Raw genomic sequence first — 15,491 nt, forward strand, 5'->3', positions numbered from 1 at the left:
TGAGGTCTACGAACCGGAGATCACACAACGGTTCGCTCCCCGTCGCGGAACACCCCGTCCGCCGGTCTTAAGCACGTGCGCTGGCAGGTCTCCCGGCTTGCGGAGCAGGGCTTTATATCCCTTCGATGCCCGCCTTCCCGACCTTAGGGGTCAGTGGCCTCGGGCATCTCTCCGGTCACGGTCGCGGGGGCGGCTGCTTTTAAGGCGGATCAAAGCCCTATCGCATTCCCTCTTCGCCTGTCGTAGGACAGGAACCAACGCGGGCTCACCATTTGCCTGCGAGCGTGACTTGTCAAGCCAAAGGAGCGCATCCGATGACGTCAGACGAAGACGCGGGAGCGAACGAAACGACAGGATTATCCGAGGCTTCGCTCGACGAGCGCCATGCAGAAAAAATGGCCAAGAAAAAAGCCGCGCGCGACAAGATCATGGCGACCAAGAGCGGCGACAAGGGCCTCATCATCGTTCATACCGGTGCGGGAAAAGGAAAATCGTCATCAGCCTTCGGCATGATCCTCCGCTGCGTCGCGCACGGTTTTCCATGCGCGGTGGTCCAGTTCATCAAGGGCGCGTGGGATACCGGCGAGCGGCGTTTGTTGACCGGTCACTTCGGCGAGCTCTGCCAGTTCCACGCGATGGGCGAAGGCTTTACCTGGGAGACGCAGGATCGCGCCCGCGACATCGCCGCCGCGCAGGCCGGCTGGGAGAAAGCCAAAGAGCTGATCGCCGATCCAACTTTGCGTATGGTCGTGCTCGACGAGATCAACATCGCGCTTCGCTATGACTATCTCGACATCAACGACGTCGTCGCATTCCTGAAGACCGAAAAGCCTGAGATGACCCATGTCGTGCTCACCGGGCGCAACGCCAAGCAGGAATTGATCGATGCCGCTGATCTTGTCACTGAGATGACGCTGATCAAGCATCCGTTCCGCTCCGGCATCAAGGCGCAGCCCGGCGTGGAATTCTGACAAAGCGATTTGGACCGATGACCCGCGCATTGATGATCCAGGGAGCCGGCTCGGACGTGGGCAAGTCGCTCATCGTCGCCGGCCTTTGTCGTGTGGCCAGGCGCCGCGGTCTTCGCGTGTTGCCGTTCAAGCCGCAGAACATGTCGAACAATGCCGCGGTGACGACAGATGACGGCGAAATCGGCCGTGCGCAGGCCTTGCAGGCGCTCGCCGCAGGCGTTGAACCTCACACCGACATGAATCCGGTTCTCTTGAAGCCGGAGACGGATATCGGCGCACAGGTCGTCGTGCACGGCCAGCGCCTCGCGACGTTGCGCGCACGAGAATACGCCGCGATGAAGCCTTCCCTGATGGCGCCGGTGCTCGAAAGTTTTGCGCGGCTGAAGGATCGCGCCGATCTCGTGCTGGTCGAGGGCGCCGGCAGCCCCGCAGAAGTCAACCTTCGCACTGCCGACATTGCCAATATGGGCTTTGCGCGCAAGGCCGACGTTCCCGTTGTGCTGGTCGGCGACATCGATCGCGGCGGCGTCATCGCGCAGGTGGTTGGAATCAAGGCCGTGCTCGATCCTGACGATGCCGCCATGATTGGTGGTTTTGTCATCAACAAGTTCCGCGGTGACGTCAGTCTGTTCGACGACGGTTACCGGTTGATCGAGAAGAGAACCGGCTGGCGCGGTTTTGGCGTGCTGCCATTCTTCGCGCGCGCCGCCGAACTGCCGGCCGAAGATGCGCTGGGCTTGAGCGACGCGCGCAAGGCCGGCAAACGCAAGATCGCCTTTCTCGCACTCTCGCGCATCGCCAATTTCGACGATTTTGATCCGCTCAAGCTCGAGGACGAAGTCGATCTCGTGAGGGTGCGGCCGGGCGAAGCTATCCCTGCCGATTGCGCTCTTGTGATTATTCCCGGCTCGAAATCGACCCGCGGCGATCTCGCCTTCCTCCGCGCGCAAGGCTGGGACATCGACCTTATTGCCCATCATCGCCGCGGCGGCCATGTGCTCGGCCTGTGCGGTGGCTATCAGATGCTCGGGAGGAGCGTCGATGACCCCGAGGGAATCGAAGGGCCGCCGGGCGAAACGCCGGGTCTCGGCCTGCTCGATCTGTCGACCGTGATGACGCCGCAAAAAACGCTGACGCGCGTTAGCGCGTCTCATGTCGCGACGGGGCAGACGATCGATGCGTACGAGATTCACATCGGCCGCACCGAAGGAAAAGACTGCGCGCGTCCTTTTGCGATGCTCAACGGCGAACCCGAAGGCGGGACGTCATCGGACGGGCGCGTGCAGGGCAGCTATCTGCACGGGCTGTTTGCGTCGGATGGGTTCCGCAAGGCATTTCTGGCGCGACTCGGTATCCCGGCTGCCGATCAGGCGTATCGCGCAAGAGTCGAGAGCGCGCTCGATGCGCTGGCCGATCACATTGAGGCGCATCTCGATGTCGACGGAATTTTTGCGCTGGCGCGTTAAGCTAGCCCGTTAGAGCCGCAGACAGTCGCGCCCACTCGGCCTCGTTACCCGGCAGTCCCAGCCGCAGCCGTCCCCTGTGATACGGGAAGACACGCGACCAAATGCGCGCGCGCGCCAGCTTTTCCTGAGCCGCGTGCGCGTCGCCGGTCTCATATAGTCGAAACAGCGCCGTTCCTCCGACGAGAGTCCAGCCAAGCCGCAACACCTGGGCATCAAGCCGCTGCGCATCCCGCACCAGACGCGCCGATGTGGCCTTCGCCCACTCGCGGTCACGCAATGCGCGTTCACCGATCGCAATGGCGGGGCCCGAAACCGGCCACGGGCCGGCCATCGCCGCCAGGGCTGAGACATCTGCATCGCTGCCGATGGCAAATCCCAACCGTAACCCGGCGAGCCCGAAGAATTTTCCGAACGAGCGCAGGATCAGAAGCCCCTCGCGGCCGGCGTTCGATGCGAGGGATAGTTCGGGAGTAGCATCGACAAAGCTCTCGTCGACCACCAATTGGCCGACTTTGGGCAAGAGCTCAAGCAATTGCTTCGGCTCGTACCGCTTGCCGTCGGGATTGTTGGGATTGGCAAGGATTGCGATATCGGCGCCGGCAAGCGCTTCGAGATCGGACACCTCAGCGACGTCCCAGCCGGCCGCAGAAAACACCGCCGTATATTCATTATAGGTGGGGCCGAGAATGCGCGCATTTCCGCGCGCGCAAAGATGCGGCAAGAGTTGAATGGCCGCCTGCGCGCCGTTCGTCGCAAGGATCGGTGCGGTCGTGCCATAAGCTTGTTGCGCCGCCTGGTGCAGCGCGTTGAGAGCGGATTTCGATGGCAGCGCGCCCCAGACCGTTTCCGGCAACTCGCCCACCGGATAAGGATTTCGATTGATGCCGGTCGACAGATCGATCCAGTCGCGCAGCTTCCCGCCGAAGCGCTGCATGGCCAAGTCGAGATTTCCACCGTGCTCGGGCATTCTCTTTACATCAGAGCCAAAATGAGGAGCAGAACAGCAAACAGCAGCATGGCGCGGCGATAAAGCTTCAAGGCATTGTCGATATCGCCAGCCCTCGGGTCGCGCGCGCCTGCGTTGAGCCAGGGCTCTTCCGTCGGCTTGCCATTATAACTGCGCGGACCGCTCAGGCGCACGCCGAGCGCGCCCGCCATCGCGGCTTCCGGCCAGCCGGCATTGATTGAGCGATGACGAGGCCCGTCGCAGATCATGCACCACATCGCAACTCTCCGATCGGTGGAAAGCAGCGCGAACAGAACGCCGGTCAGACGCGCCGGGATGTAATTGGCGACGTCGTCGATCCGCGCTGCCGCCCAGCCGAAGGCCTCGTGACGCCGCGTGCGATGGCCGATCATGGAATCGAGCGTGTTGATGACCTTGTAGCCGACGATGCCGGGCAGGCCGAAGATCATGCCCCAGAACAGCGGCGCGATCACGCCGTCGGAGGTGTTTTCCGCAAGGCTCTCGATCGAGGCGCGCGCGATGCCGGGTTCATCAAGGCTCGAGGAATCGCGGCCGACGATACGCGAGACTGCGGCACGCGCAGTTTCGATATCGCCGGCTCCCAGGGGATGCGCGACGGCCGCGACGTGATCGTGCAGCGAACGCAACGCCACGAGCGGCCATGCCAGGACTCCCGCAATGAAGATGCGGCTCCATGTTGTCGTCAGTTGCGCCTGAACGATCCACGCAAGGATCGTCGGCAGCGCGATCAGCATCAGCGTCGCCGCGGCACCTGCGGCGCAGCGGAACGCGGGTGGATCGAAGTCCCGGTTGCACGCAGAATCCACCCGATCGATCAGCCGGCCGAGCCATGTCACGGGATGGCCGATCAAACGAAACAGCCGCTCCGGCCAGCCCAGTACGGCATCGATCGCCATCGCCATCACCATCGCTCCCGCAAATCCCAAGCTGGTGCTCCCGCATCAATATCCCTCTGTTGCGCAAGAAGCCGGCCTCGCGCAAGCCTCTTCGAAGGGCGAATTCGCTTGGTCTTTGCCGGCAAATGGTGGTTACTGCCGGGAATATGGAGTTGGCATGCCGGTCATTTTGATCACGGGAGGCGCGCGGTCGGGAAAAAGCCGGCATGCGGAGGCGCGCGCCCGCGCCTGTCCGGGTCAACCTGTCTACATTGCGACCGCCGAGGCGCTCGACGTAGAAATGACAGAGCGCATCGCCAGACACCGCGCTCGACGCGGCAGCGAATGGATCGAACGCGAGGTGCCGCTTGAGCTCCCGCAAGCGCTGCTCGAAACCGATGGCGGTGGTGCGCGACTCGTCGATTGCCTGACGCTCTGGCTCTCCAACCTGCTCCACGCGGGGCGCGATTGGTCGAAGGCTTTGTCGGAGCTTGCGGACGCCTTGAAGCGTCAGCAGAGCCCGGTCGTGTTGGTGACGAACGAGGTCGGGCTCGGCATCGTGCCCGACAATGCGCTCGCGCGCGCCTATCGCGATGCCGCAGGTATCATGAATCAGACGATTGCCAGTGCCGCCGACGAGGTCGAGTTCATCGTCGCCGGCCTGCCGATGAAGCTGAAGTAGGTCTCATGCGCTACGCAGAGCTTCTTGAGAGGATCGTCATCGACATCAGGATCGCGATGTCGCTCGCGACGATCTTGCCCGTCGGCCCGGCGAAGCCGCTCGACAACGGCGCGATCGCGAGAACCAGCTGGGCGTTGCCGGTGGCGGGACTGGTGGTCGGCCTTGTCGGCGCGATCATCTATGCAATCGCGCATATGGTTCATTTGCCGCCCGATCCGGCGGCTGTGCTTGCACTGGTGGCGACGATTCTCGTCACCGGGGCGATCCACGAGGACGGCCTTGCCGACGCCGCCGACGGGTTCGGCGGCGGCAAAAGCCGTGACGAGAAGCTCGAGATCATGCGCGACAGCCGGATCGGAACCTATGGCGCCTGTGCGCTTGTTGTTTCGATCCTGGTGCGCTGGAGCGCATTGGCGACGATCGCCGAGCCCGCCTCGGTCGCATCAGCCCTTTTGGTTGCCCATGCTGCGGCGCGCGCGCAACTGCCGGTTTTCATGTGGCTGATTCCATCGGCGCGATCCGACGGGCTTTCGGCCGGGGCCGGACAAGTGTCTCCCGAGACCGCAATGGTTGCGGCTGGTCTCGGCTTCCTGTGCCTCGCCTTTGGTCTCGGTTTTGGCAAGGCAATCCTGGGACTAATCCTGCTATCGCTCGTTGGATGGATGTGGGCCTGGCTTGCCACGAAACAGATCGGCGGCCAGACCGGCGATGTCATCGGCGCGCTGGAGCAGTTCGGCGAGATCGCTATTTTGCTTCTGGCTGGGGCGATGGTCTAGGCGGAGACGCGATGGTCGCATTCGACGAAGCATTTCGCCAAAAGCTGCACGAGCTCTTCGTGTGGCGGCGCGACGTGCGGCGTTTCCGCAGGGACCCCTTGCCGCAAGGTGCGATCGAGCGGCTGATCGAGACCGTCTGTCTTTCGCCTTCGGTGGGTCTCAGCCAGCCCTGGCGGTTTGTCATCGTCGATGACGCTGCACGACGCCGCGCCGTGATCGAGGATTTCAAGGCCTGCAACGCGGACGCCTTACAATCCTATTCAGGCGAACGCGCCCAGCACTACGCGACACTCAAGCTTTCCGGACTGGCGGACGCTCCGGGGCATCTTGCGGTGTTTGCGGACAAGGAAAGCAAGACCGGCCATGGCCTTGGGCGCATGACGATGCCGGAAACGACGGAATATTCCGTTGTCGGGGCGATCTGTTCGATGTGGCTTGCAGCGCGCGCCGAGGGCGTCGGGCTCGGCTGGGTGTCGATCCTCAATCCGGCGCACATCAACGACATCCTCGACGTGCCGAAATCGTGGAAGTTCGTCGGATATCTCTGCCTCGGCTATCCCGAGACCGAAGACGATCGGCCTGATCTCGAACGCGCGAAGTGGGAGTGCCGGCGCGCCGCCGGCCAGTTCATCACGCGGCGATAAGATCAAGCTGCCTTGAACCGCCACATCAGCGCTACGAGCCCCGCTGCAACAAGCGCGGCAAACGCAGCGAACGTCAGCACCGTCGGCGCATGCAGCGGCACGAGCCGCCAATCGGGCCCGATCACGTCGGCGCTGTCAAAAGTCTGGCTGCTGTTCGAACACACCGCGCGGGCTGTTGGATCGGCGGCGATCTCGGCATCGATGCGCGCTTCGAGTTCCCTGGCCTCCGACTGGTTGCCAGCCATTTTGGTCATGTGCGCAAGTAGTGCCCGGGCGCCTGCGAGATAAGCGTGGGAGCATTCGTTGAAGGGGCTTGCTTCATCGGCGAAGCTGCCGGGAATAAGGCCCCAAAAGCAGGCGAAGTGCTGCAGGCTCACGAATCCGGTGAGCCGTCGCAGGGTCGGATCCGTCACCGGCTGCCGTGCCGCCAACGCGAGGATCTGGCTTCGATGGCGAGCGACAATCGGCATCTCGCCATGTGAAATCGCGGGGATGGCGACGCCGCGAATGGGGCCGTCGTTTGATTGATGATGAGCGGTCGCCGGGGTGATCGCGAACGCCAGGGCGGCGGCGAGCAAGCGTAACCGCCTGCGAATTGCAATGCTGCGGCCGTCGCGCGTCACTGAATATCCTTCGGCGAGACCAGCGAGGCGAGTGTCCACCGTCCGGCTCCGCCTGACAATCTAACGCGTGTGAGCGGACTGATGTCGATGTGCCGAAAGGTTTCGGGGCCGACACCAAGTGCATGCGCGATCGCGGCGCGGATCACCAAGGCATGGGTGATGGCGAGAGCGGAACCAGATTTGGTCAAGATCTGATCCATCCATCCGCCGACGCGCGCCGTCACGTCGGCAAAGGATTCGCCGCCGTGCGGCGCCGCGCGCGGATTGTTCAGCCATTCGGCGACCGCCAACGGCTCGCTCGCCTGCACATCTTCAAGCGTGCGTCCGGTCCAGCGGCCGAAATCGCAATCGCGCAACAAAGCTTCGGCGGCCGGCGTGAGGCCAAGGCTTTCCGCCGTTTGGCGCGCGGAAAGCGCGGGGCTGCACAAGACGGTGTTGCAAGATGGAAGACGGCCAGCGAGGCCGGCGAGACTTTCGATTCCTCTTGGATCGAGCGGCTCGTCAGCCGGCGCAAAGGCGACAGCGCTGACAGAGGCGGTCGAAGCCGAGCAAAGCAGATGAAGACGCATCGTCATGTTTCATCTCGCACGCCGAGACAAAACTCAGACCGGCGAGCGGCGCGGCGCCGGTTCGTGCGCGGCAAAGGCGCGCTCGGCGGCGACGCCAAACATGAGCCCAAGCGCGCCCCACAGGATGGCTTGTCCGCCCAGCGAGGCGATGCGGAATTGCCAAAGCACGGCGGCGGGAAAACCTTCCGGCACCTCGTTGACGTCGGGCAGCGCCATCGCGACGGCAGTCACGATGATGACGTAGGCGCCAGCTGCGATCAGCGCCGCATTCCAGTTGCCGAAGCGCGGATTGAGCCGAAGCCGCAGCATGCCCGCGGCAACCACCGCGGCAAGCGAAATCAGGATCATCGCGAAATAGAGACTGGTCCGCATGTCGATCGTCTCGGCAAGTCCAACGGACGGCGGATTGGGCGGATATTTCAGGATCGGCACGAGGTAGATGCTGACGAAGCCGGCGGCCGCGAGCAGGGCCGAGGTTGCGCGCGCGCTAAAATTGCCCATGCGGCGGTAGGTGAGCGCAAAGGCCAGCGAAAACAATCCGCCGAAAGCCGTCGAGTAGACGGCGACGGCAGTCAACAGTCCAAGTCCCGCCTGAACACGGCGGCTGACAAGTTCCGGATATTCGGCAGGTGCCGGCAGACCCTTGGCCTTGGCCTCATCCGCCTTGGCCTGCTCCATCGCAGTTTCAAAGGCGATGGCGCGATCAACTGAAGGCTCACCCGCAATTTTGAGGAAGCCGAAGGAAAGTAGCCCAGCTACCAGGCCGAGCAGCATGCCCCAGACGAGCAGTTTTCCCGTCATCGAGCGGCGTTAGTGACAGGGGAAGCCGAGCAGATGGCGTCCATCGTGCAAAAACTCATGCACGTACGCGCCGTTGAAAATGGCAAGCGCCCCTTCCTCGACGCCGACGAAATAGAGGCCGAGCAGAAGCAGCAGGCCGCTGAAGATCGCCCAAGGCAAAATCTCGCGTACCGGGATTGCGGGCGGCAGCGCGACGGGAAGGGAACGGGCTATGGCCATCGAAAGAGCTCCTGGTTGCCCCTCGGTTATACGATTGTTCTCGCTGATTTCAATCGGCAAAGAATCCCAGCATGGCTTGCAAGGTCTCTTTCGGGGCTTCTTCCTGCACATAATGTCCGGCCGGCGCAGCCAGCGTGCCGGTAATGTTGGTGGCATATTTCGACCAGACGTCTTTGGCGTTGTGATTGCGCCCGACGCCGCCGGTGGCGCCCCAGAGCAGGAAGGTCGGGCAGGTCACGCGCTTGCCGGCATTGAAATCGGCGGTATCCATCTCGAAGTCGCAGGACACAGTTGCGCGATAGTCTTCGCACATCGCATAGACGGTTCGCGGGTTCTTGATGCAGCGAATATATTCATTGAGCGCCTCGGGCACGAAGAAGCTCGTTCCCTGATCGGTCTTCGACAGTTTCTTGCGGAGAAAGAATTCCGCATCGTTACTGATCATCGTCTCCGGATAGGGCGTCGGCTGAATCATGAAGAACCAGTGCCAGGAGAATTTGCCCCAGTTGAACGTCACGTTGTTGAGCAGGTGATGTTGCGGAAGCATGTCGACGAAGCACGCTTTTTTGATCTTCTCGGGATGGTCGAGACACATGCGGTGCAACACTCGCGCGCCGCGATCATGGCCGGCGGCTGAAAACGTCGCAAAGCCCAGTTTGCTCATCACCTCGACCATGTCCTTGCCCATCTCGCGGAACGAGTAAGCATAGTGATCCTGGCCGCCATCGGGTTTGGAGCTGTCGCCGTAACCGCGGAGATCCGGCGTCACGACCGTGAAACGCCTGGCAAGCGCGGGCGCGACACGATTCCAGGATAGATGCGTGAAGGGATTGCCATGCATCAAAAGCAGCGGCGGCCCTTCGCCGCCGTGGCGCAGTACGATGTCGACGCCGTTCACATGCAGCGTTTCTTTCTTGAAGCCTTCCATCATGGCCGTTTCTCCCGATCGTGTTCTTAAGCCGCGAATTGTCCCGCGACGATCTTCATTCGGATCGGTTTCGAGTTTAGCGTCGGTGTCCTCGCGGCATCAACGTCTCGTTGCCGCAGACCGGCTCTCCTAGGAGCGCGGATCTCGCCTGAGAGCTTTCGACAGCGCGGTCTTCAAAATGTCAAAGGCGAGCGCAAGGCCATTGAGTTGTTTCGGTCGTGCAAGTGCCGCGCCGGACAGGCTTGCGCCGAGATTGCCAGCAAATTCCGCCGTCAGCCGTTTGGCGAGGTCGCGCACCAGGCCTTCGCGCGCGACCTGGGCGAGAAAACCGCGCAAGCTGTAACCGATCGAAAGCTCGACGCGCGTCGAAGCGCCGCCGTCGAGCGGCCGCAGGCGATAGCAGATGTCGCCTTGCGTGGTCGAACGGCTGCGCTGGTCGTTGCCGATGCCGATGATCCGGCCGGAGAGCGTCGACGGATCTCGCTCGATCCGGACCGCGCCACGGAAACTCGCTGCGATCGGGCCGAGCTTGACGCTGATCAGGCCTTCGGCGCGATCGGGCGAGGGAGCGGCTGTCAGCGTCGCGCCGGGAAGGCAGGTCGCGACGCGCTTGAGGTCGCCGAACAGGGTGAAAACTTTCTCGGGCGGAAAGGCGACCGTGAAGGCTTCATCAAGATTCTTGTCGGGGGTGAAATCCGGAATCGGCAACGCGGCGCCGTCCTTCGGTTGCTCCGGAGCGGCTGGGACTACCGGCCGCGCAGCGCCACTTGATGTAGACGGCGCGCCGTTGCCGGAACCGACGGGGCCGAGTTCGCGGCGTCCCGCACCCGGGACAGGCGCAATGCCGCGAGCCCGCCGCGCATCGATCACGGAACGTATCGCGCGCACGATGCCGACATAGCCGGTGCAGCGGCACAGATTGCCGCTCATGCCGACGCGAATGGCGCGCTCGTCGGATGTCTCAAGGCGCAGCACCAGATCTCGCGCGGAAATCAGCATGCCCGGCGTGCAATAGCCGCATTGCAGCGCGTGCTCACGACTGAAAGCCGCGCGCAGTTCGGCGGCGATCTCGTCGTCATCAAGGCCTTCGATCGTGGTGACGTACGCACCATCGCAAGCCGCTGCAAAGGTGATGCATGAGCGCGCGGGCATGCCGTCGACCAGCAGCGTACACGCGCCGCACACCCCGTGTTCGCAGCCAAGATGCGTTCCCGTCAGATCGAGCTGCTCGCGCAAGAAATCCGCCAGATGGGTGCGCGGATGGACCGGCCTGTCGACCGCGCGACCATTGACAGTGAGGCTGACGGTCGTCACGCCGCAGCCTCCGCGATGGCCCGGCGCAGGGTTGCGACGTGAATGTGCCGGTCGGCCGCATCGGTCATGCCAGCTTTCAGCAGCAGAGTGTCGGCCGCGTCCACGTCGAACTCCCGGAGGAAATCGCCGGTGATCTTGCCGCCGAACAGTGGCAAGGCTTCACGCAAAACGATCGGAGGTGCGTCGATCGCGCCGATGACAACGCGCGCGCTTGCAGCTTCGGGATCGATCAGCACGGCGGCGATGGCATGCGCAAATTCGCCCGGCTTGCGGCAGGCCTTGGCGTATCCCCAGCGCGCCGAAGCGCGCATGGCGGGAACACGCACGGACTCCACCAGTTCGTCTGCCGCGAGCGCCGATTCCAGCGCACCAGTCATGAAATCTTCCGCCGCGACGTCGCGTTGTCCGGCGGGATTGCGCAGGCGGATTTTGGCGCCGAGCGCCGGCAAGGCCGAGATCCAGTCCGCCGCTGGATCGGCGTGAGAGAGCGAACCGCCGATGGTGCCGCGGTTGCGCACGGCGCGATAGGCGATGTTACTTGCGACGCGCTGCATCGCGCCGCGCGTGACGTCGGGAATGCGTCCGTCCTCGATATCGCCATGCGTCACGCAGGCGCCGATCACGAGCTCATCGCCTTCGCGTTCGGCGCGCTTGAGTTCGGCAAGCGCGGAAATATCGATGATCGTGTCCGGCTGAACCAGGCGAAGGTTCAGCATTGGCCCAAGCGACTGGCCGCCGGCGATGATCTTCGCCGATCCTTGTACCTCGGCCATCAGAGTGAGCGCCGCGTTCAGGCCCGATGGCCGCTCGTAGCTAAAGGGCGCGGCTTTCATGCGGCTTCGCCTTTCGATCCGCGCGCCTCAAGCACGGCCTCGACAAGCCGGCGCGGCGAGACCGGCGAATGCAAGAGCTTGACGCCGAGCGGCCGCAGCGCGTCGTTGACGGCGTTCGCGATCGCCGCTGGCGGCGCGATGGCGCCGCCTTCGCCGATGCCTTTCACGCCGAACATGGTGTAAGGCGAGGGCGTCTCCATATGATCGACGCGCGGCTCGGGGACCTCGGTTGGTCCCGGAAGCAAATAATCCGCGAGCGTGGTGGCGAGCGGCTGGCCGGCCGCATCGAACGGCATTTCCTCGTAGAGCGCCGTGCCGATGCCTTGCGCGAGGCCGCCAAAAATCTGGCCGTCGACCACCATCGGATTGAGCAGCACGCCGCCGTCTTCGACGATGACGTAATCGAGCAGTTCGATATCGCCGAGATCAGGATCGACCGCGACCGTCACCGCATGCACCGCATAACTGAAAGTGCCGCTGTCGCGCTGCGGCTTGTAGCCGCCGGTCGCTTCCAGCCCACCGGGATCGACATCGGGCGGCAAATCCTGCGGTCGCCGGTACCAGGTGTGCGCGATCTCGGGCAGGCCGATGCTGCTGTTCGGGCCGCAGACGCGGCCGCCGCGCAGGGTGACGGATGAAGGATCGAGTTGCAGCAGCTTAGCGCCGATGCGCCTCGCGCGTTCGGCGATGATCTCGCAGGCGGTGGCGACCGCGCCGCCGGCCATCACAGCCGAGCGCGAGCCCCAGGTTCCGGTCGAATAGGGCGTCATCGCGGTGTCACCGTGGATGACGCGGATTTTCGCGGTGTCGATGCCGAGAATTTCATGCGCGACCTGCGCCAGCGTCGTCTCCATGCTTTGGCCGTGCGACTGCACGCCGACGCGCAGTTCAAGCCCCCCGTCAGGCGTCATGCGCGCGGTTGCCTGCTCGTGGCCAGGCACCATCGGAATGCCCCAACCGGCATAGACGGACGTGCCGTGGGCGGCCTGTTCGCAATAGACCGAAAGCCCAAAACCGATCAGCCGACCATCCGGCTCTTTGCTCTTCTGCCGCGCGCGGATCGCGGCGACATCGACTGCCGCAAGCACGCGCCGCATCGCTTGCGGATAATCGCCGCTGTCGAAATGTTTTTTGGTGATGTTCTCGAACGGCATCTCGTCGGGGCCGACGAGATTGCGCAAGCGCACCTCGTAGGGTTCGAGCCCTGCCTCTGCGGCAACCGCATCCAGCATGAGTTCCAGCGCAAAGCAGACGCCGGTTCGCGCCACGCCGCGATAGGGCAAAATCGGACACTTGTTGGTGGCCGCCGAATAGGTTCGGCAACGATAGGCCGGCATGCGATAGGGGCCGGGAAGGATGCTTGCGACCTGCGCGGCCTCGAGGCACGCCGAAAACGGGTACGACGAGTAGGCGCCGGAATCGACGGTCGCCTCGCAGTCGATACCGCGCAGCCTGCCGTCGCGATCGGCGTAGACGGTGATCTTGTAATGGTGCTCGCGGCAATTGGCGCTGGCGCTCAAATGCTCGCGCCGGTCCTCGATCCAGCGGACGGTGAGCCCCTTATAGAGAGCAAGCCAGGAGAGACAGACCTCTTCGGGCAGCAGGATTCCCTTGTAGCCAAATCCGCCGCCGATATCGGGCGAGACGATGCGAATGCGACCCTGTTCGATGCCAAGCGTATCGGAGAGCCCGTTGCGCACGATGTGGGGCATCTGCGCGCCGGTATAAAGCGTGAGTTGATCAAGCCGGTGATCGAAGGTGGCAACGACGCCGCGGCCTTCGAGCGGTGCCATGCACTGGCGCGCGGTTGAGATTTCGTGGCTGACCTTTATGGGCGCGTCGAACGCCTGCGCGATGTCGACCTCATAGACGCTTTCGAGAAAGACGTTGTCGCCCCAGTGCTCGTGCACCAGTGCGCTGCCGGCCTCGCGCGCTTTAAGCATGTCATACACGGCGGGCAACGGCTCGAGATCGAGCGTGACGGCAGCGGCAATGTCTTCCGCTTCGGCGCGCGTCGCCGCCACGCACATCGCCACCAGCTCGCCGACGTGTCTAACTTTGCCGGTTGCGAGCACGGGCTGTTCTGAGATCTTGAAGCCGGGCAGGCCCGACACCGCGCGGATCGGCTTCACATCGGTGAGGTCGTCGGCGGTGAAGACAACCTCGCGATAGCGCTCGGGAATGTGGATGGCCTTGATGCGCGCATGCGCCAGCGGGCTGCGAACGAACGCCACGTCCTGAAGGCCTGGAAGGCGGATATCGGCGACGAACTGGCCGCGGCCGCGCAGGAAGCGGTCGTCTTCCTTGCGCGTGAGCCGTGCGCCAACGCCTTGAGGCGCTTCGCGACCTGAAGCAGATGCGGGCTCGCGTTCGACGGCTGCCATCCCCGTTGCCGTTCTGTTAGCCGCGAGCGGCTAAGCGGCCACCGCGCGCGGCAGGATCGGAGCGATGGCATCATAACGGACGCCCGCCCGCAAGCAGAACGCCGGCTGCAACAGGCTGTCGGCGACCACTTCGGTCTTTTCGTTGTCGCGCAGGATGTAGCGGCCTGGCTTTTGGTCGAGCACGGTGACGTCGGCTTCGACGCCGGAACGCAGCGTGCCGATCTCGCCGGCAAGGCCAAGCATTTCCGCCGGATGCGAAGTGACCATCGGCACCACCTGTTCGAGCGTAAGCCCCAGCGCCATCATCGAGCTCATGGCCTGCACCAGGCTGAACTTGGCCTGGCTCGCAAAGGGGTGGTTTTCGTCGTCGGCATGCTCGTCCGGCGTGCCGGCAGGCGCCGGAACATGCGTGTTATAACCATGAATGTCGGCGCCCAGCGTGGTCGGGATGATGCCGGCGTCGATCGCCTTGCGGGCGAGCCGATAGGAGAAATGGCTGCCATGGCCGACGTCGACCTTCAGCCCCTTGTCGAGCGCGGCCTGGATCACCGGATGCACCTCGCCTTTCCGGTTGACGAAGCCGCCGGGATGACGCGTGAAGGGATGGGCAAGGACGTCGCCGTTGCGCAGCAGCGGAATCACGCGCTCCAGAATCGTATCGACGTCTTCGCCGTTGGTGCCGCTCGCCGGCAGGCCCCAGAGCTGGCCGAAATGCACATAGACCGGAAGATCGGCGCGGCGTCCGATCTCGGCCGCCATTTCAATCACGCGAATGCCCCAGCGCGCGAAGCCGCCGATCTCGGCATGCGCTTTGATGCCGCGAACGATGTCGCGATTGGCTTTGGCCGCCTTCACGGTGGCGTCGATGTCGACGCAATCCGGGCTATAGAGGTTGGGGTAATAATGGCCTTCCAGACCTCCGACCAGATAGGCCGACAGGAAGGCCAAGGTGCGCGACTTGGCTTGTCCGACGATGAAATGCCGGAAACCCGGCAGCGTCATGCAGGACGGCCCGCCCTGATCCACCAGCGTCGTCACGCCGGATTGCACGCCCACCATGTCGGCATTCACGCCGAAGCGGCCGGTGACGTATTGATAGACATGGGCGTGGGTATCGATCAGGCCGGGCAGGACGATCTTGCCGTTGACGTCAATGACTTCCCTTGCGCTGGCCGGGAGGATATCGGATTGAACGGCGGCAACCTTGCCGCCCCGGATCGCCACGTCTTTCAGGCCGTCGATGCCTGCGGCCGGATCGATCACGCGGCCCCCGCGCAACAACAGGTCAAAGCTGGTATTGACGGACATGGCTGATCTCCTCTTACGGGCGGTCAATTCGTTGCAAATTATAGGACCGGGCGAATGCGAAGTACACTTCGTATTTGGGGCAGCAACAATCGTGCCATGGACGGCAGATC

At 63.6% G+C, this 15,491-nt stretch carries 16 protein-coding genes and 1 riboswitch; of the genes, 5 read left to right on the forward strand and 11 right to left on the reverse strand.

The window, feature by feature from the left end:
* Positions 1 to 65 precede the first annotated feature (65 nt).
* A riboswitch (cobalamin riboswitch) is annotated at positions 66 to 274 on the reverse strand.
* Between the two features lie 40 nt (positions 275 to 314).
* The gene (gene cobO, locus VFB05_RS02420; RefSeq protein ID WP_325008392.1) at positions 315 to 971 is read left to right on the forward strand and encodes a cob(I)yrinic acid a,c-diamide adenosyltransferase; all 657 of its coding nucleotides are present in this window, start codon (positions 315 to 317) and stop codon (positions 969 to 971) included.
* Between the two features lie 17 nt (positions 972 to 988).
* Positions 989 to 2,437 (forward strand): cobyric acid synthase, encoded by a 1,449-nt coding sequence (locus tag VFB05_RS02425; RefSeq protein WP_325008393.1) that lies wholly within the window; start codon positions 989 to 991, stop codon positions 2,435 to 2,437.
* A 1-nt stretch (position 2,438) separates the two neighbouring features.
* Here VFB05_RS02425 and cobD read toward each other — a convergent pair whose 3' ends face one another.
* On the reverse strand, positions 2,439 to 3,404 hold the full coding sequence (cobD, locus tag VFB05_RS02430; protein ID WP_325008395.1) for a threonine-phosphate decarboxylase CobD: 966 nt from the start codon (positions 3,402 to 3,404) through the stop codon (positions 2,439 to 2,441).
* Between the two features lie 5 nt (positions 3,405 to 3,409).
* Positions 3,410 to 4,351: an adenosylcobinamide-phosphate synthase CbiB gene (cbiB, locus tag VFB05_RS02435; protein WP_325008397.1), complete on the reverse strand. Its 942-nt coding sequence runs from the start codon at positions 4,349 to 4,351 to the stop codon at positions 3,410 to 3,412.
* Positions 4,352 to 4,478: 127 nt separating this feature from the next.
* Here cbiB and cobU point away from each other — a divergent pair, with 127 nt between their 5' ends.
* Genes cobU through bluB form a run of 3 tightly spaced genes read left to right on the forward strand, consistent with a single transcriptional unit; the run spans position 4,479 to position 6,402 of the window.
* Positions 4,479 to 4,982, forward strand: a complete 504-nt coding sequence (gene cobU / locus VFB05_RS02440; RefSeq protein WP_325008399.1) for a bifunctional adenosylcobinamide kinase/adenosylcobinamide-phosphate guanylyltransferase — start codon at positions 4,479 to 4,481, stop codon at positions 4,980 to 4,982.
* A 5-nt stretch (positions 4,983 to 4,987) separates the two neighbouring features.
* Entirely contained in the window at positions 4,988 to 5,758 is a 771-nt protein-coding gene (cobS, locus tag VFB05_RS02445) for an adenosylcobinamide-GDP ribazoletransferase (protein ID WP_325008401.1), read from the forward strand.
* An 11-nt stretch (positions 5,759 to 5,769) separates the two neighbouring features.
* Positions 5,770 to 6,402 (forward strand): 5,6-dimethylbenzimidazole synthase, encoded by a 633-nt coding sequence (gene bluB / locus VFB05_RS02450; RefSeq protein WP_325008403.1) that lies wholly within the window; start codon positions 5,770 to 5,772, stop codon positions 6,400 to 6,402.
* 2 nt (positions 6,403 to 6,404) lie between these two features.
* On the opposite strand, the gene VFB05_RS02455 is transcribed toward bluB, so the two are convergent.
* From VFB05_RS02455 to VFB05_RS02495, 9 genes are all read right to left on the reverse strand, one after another.
* Positions 6,405 to 7,025: a hypothetical protein gene (locus VFB05_RS02455; protein WP_325008405.1), complete on the reverse strand. Its 621-nt coding sequence runs from the start codon at positions 7,023 to 7,025 to the stop codon at positions 6,405 to 6,407.
* Complete coding sequence (locus VFB05_RS02460) at positions 7,022 to 7,600, reverse strand: histidine phosphatase family protein (protein WP_325008408.1); 579 nt, start codon at positions 7,598 to 7,600, stop codon at positions 7,022 to 7,024. Before VFB05_RS02460 ends, VFB05_RS02455 begins: the two co-directional genes overlap by 4 nt.
* Before the next feature lie 27 nt (positions 7,601 to 7,627).
* The gene (locus VFB05_RS02465; protein ID WP_325008410.1) at positions 7,628 to 8,395 is read right to left on the reverse strand and encodes a CbtA family protein; all 768 of its coding nucleotides are present in this window, start codon (positions 8,393 to 8,395) and stop codon (positions 7,628 to 7,630) included.
* A 9-nt stretch (positions 8,396 to 8,404) separates the two neighbouring features.
* On the reverse strand, positions 8,405 to 8,614 hold the full coding sequence (locus tag VFB05_RS02470) for a CbtB domain-containing protein (RefSeq protein WP_325008412.1): 210 nt from the start codon (positions 8,612 to 8,614) through the stop codon (positions 8,405 to 8,407).
* A gap of 49 nt (positions 8,615 to 8,663) precedes the next feature.
* Positions 8,664 to 9,545 carry an alpha/beta hydrolase gene (locus tag VFB05_RS02475; protein WP_325008414.1) on the reverse strand — a complete coding sequence of 294 codons (882 nt, stop codon included), beginning with the start codon at positions 9,543 to 9,545 and terminating at the stop codon, positions 8,664 to 8,666.
* 126 nt (positions 9,546 to 9,671) lie between these two features.
* Entirely contained in the window at positions 9,672 to 10,856 is a 1,185-nt protein-coding gene (locus VFB05_RS02480) for a xanthine dehydrogenase family Fe-S subunit (protein WP_325008416.1), read from the reverse strand.
* Complete coding sequence (locus VFB05_RS02485) at positions 10,853 to 11,689, reverse strand: FAD binding domain-containing protein (protein WP_325008418.1); 837 nt, start codon at positions 11,687 to 11,689, stop codon at positions 10,853 to 10,855. Before VFB05_RS02485 ends, VFB05_RS02480 begins: the two co-directional genes overlap by 4 nt.
* Positions 11,686 to 14,073, reverse strand: a complete 2,388-nt coding sequence (locus tag VFB05_RS02490) for a xanthine dehydrogenase family protein molybdopterin-binding subunit (protein ID WP_325008420.1) — start codon at positions 14,071 to 14,073, stop codon at positions 11,686 to 11,688. Before VFB05_RS02490 ends, VFB05_RS02485 begins: the two co-directional genes overlap by 4 nt.
* A gap of 30 nt (positions 14,074 to 14,103) precedes the next feature.
* The gene (locus tag VFB05_RS02495; protein ID WP_325008422.1) at positions 14,104 to 15,381 is read right to left on the reverse strand and encodes an amidohydrolase/deacetylase family metallohydrolase; all 1,278 of its coding nucleotides are present in this window, start codon (positions 15,379 to 15,381) and stop codon (positions 14,104 to 14,106) included.
* Positions 15,382 to 15,491: the final 110 nt, after the last annotated feature.

This window comes from Bradyrhizobium sp. (assembly GCF_035652035.1).
Lineage (GTDB): Bacteria > Pseudomonadota > Alphaproteobacteria > Rhizobiales > Xanthobacteraceae > Bradyrhizobium.

Excerpts from the sequence above, each read along its gene's own strand:
- cobO (WP_325008392.1), top strand. The coding sequence starts at position 315 with ATGACGTCAGACGAAGACGCGGGAGCGAACGAAACGACAGGATTATCC.
- VFB05_RS02425 (WP_325008393.1), top strand. The coding sequence starts at position 989 with ATGACCCGCGCATTGATGATCCAGGGAGCCGGCTCGGACGTGGGCAAG.
- cobD (WP_325008395.1), bottom strand. The coding sequence starts at position 3,404 with ATGCCCGAGCACGGTGGAAATCTCGACTTGGCCATGCAGCGCTTCGGC.
- cobU (WP_325008399.1), top strand. The coding sequence starts at position 4,479 with ATGCCGGTCATTTTGATCACGGGAGGCGCGCGGTCGGGAAAAAGCCGG.
- cobS (WP_325008401.1), top strand. The coding sequence starts at position 4,988 with ATGCGCTACGCAGAGCTTCTTGAGAGGATCGTCATCGACATCAGGATC.
- bluB (WP_325008403.1), top strand. The coding sequence starts at position 5,770 with ATGGTCGCATTCGACGAAGCATTTCGCCAAAAGCTGCACGAGCTCTTC.
- VFB05_RS02460 (WP_325008408.1), bottom strand. The coding sequence starts at position 7,600 with ATGACGATGCGTCTTCATCTGCTTTGCTCGGCTTCGACCGCCTCTGTC.
- VFB05_RS02465 (WP_325008410.1), bottom strand. The coding sequence starts at position 8,395 with ATGACGGGAAAACTGCTCGTCTGGGGCATGCTGCTCGGCCTGGTAGCT.
- VFB05_RS02470 (WP_325008412.1), bottom strand. The coding sequence starts at position 8,614 with ATGGCCATAGCCCGTTCCCTTCCCGTCGCGCTGCCGCCCGCAATCCCG.
- VFB05_RS02475 (WP_325008414.1), bottom strand. The coding sequence starts at position 9,545 with ATGATGGAAGGCTTCAAGAAAGAAACGCTGCATGTGAACGGCGTCGAC.
- VFB05_RS02485 (WP_325008418.1), bottom strand. The coding sequence starts at position 11,689 with ATGAAAGCCGCGCCCTTTAGCTACGAGCGGCCATCGGGCCTGAACGCG.
- VFB05_RS02490 (WP_325008420.1), bottom strand. The coding sequence starts at position 14,073 with ATGGCAGCCGTCGAACGCGAGCCCGCATCTGCTTCAGGTCGCGAAGCG.
- VFB05_RS02495 (WP_325008422.1), bottom strand. The coding sequence starts at position 15,381 with ATGTCCGTCAATACCAGCTTTGACCTGTTGTTGCGCGGGGGCCGCGTG.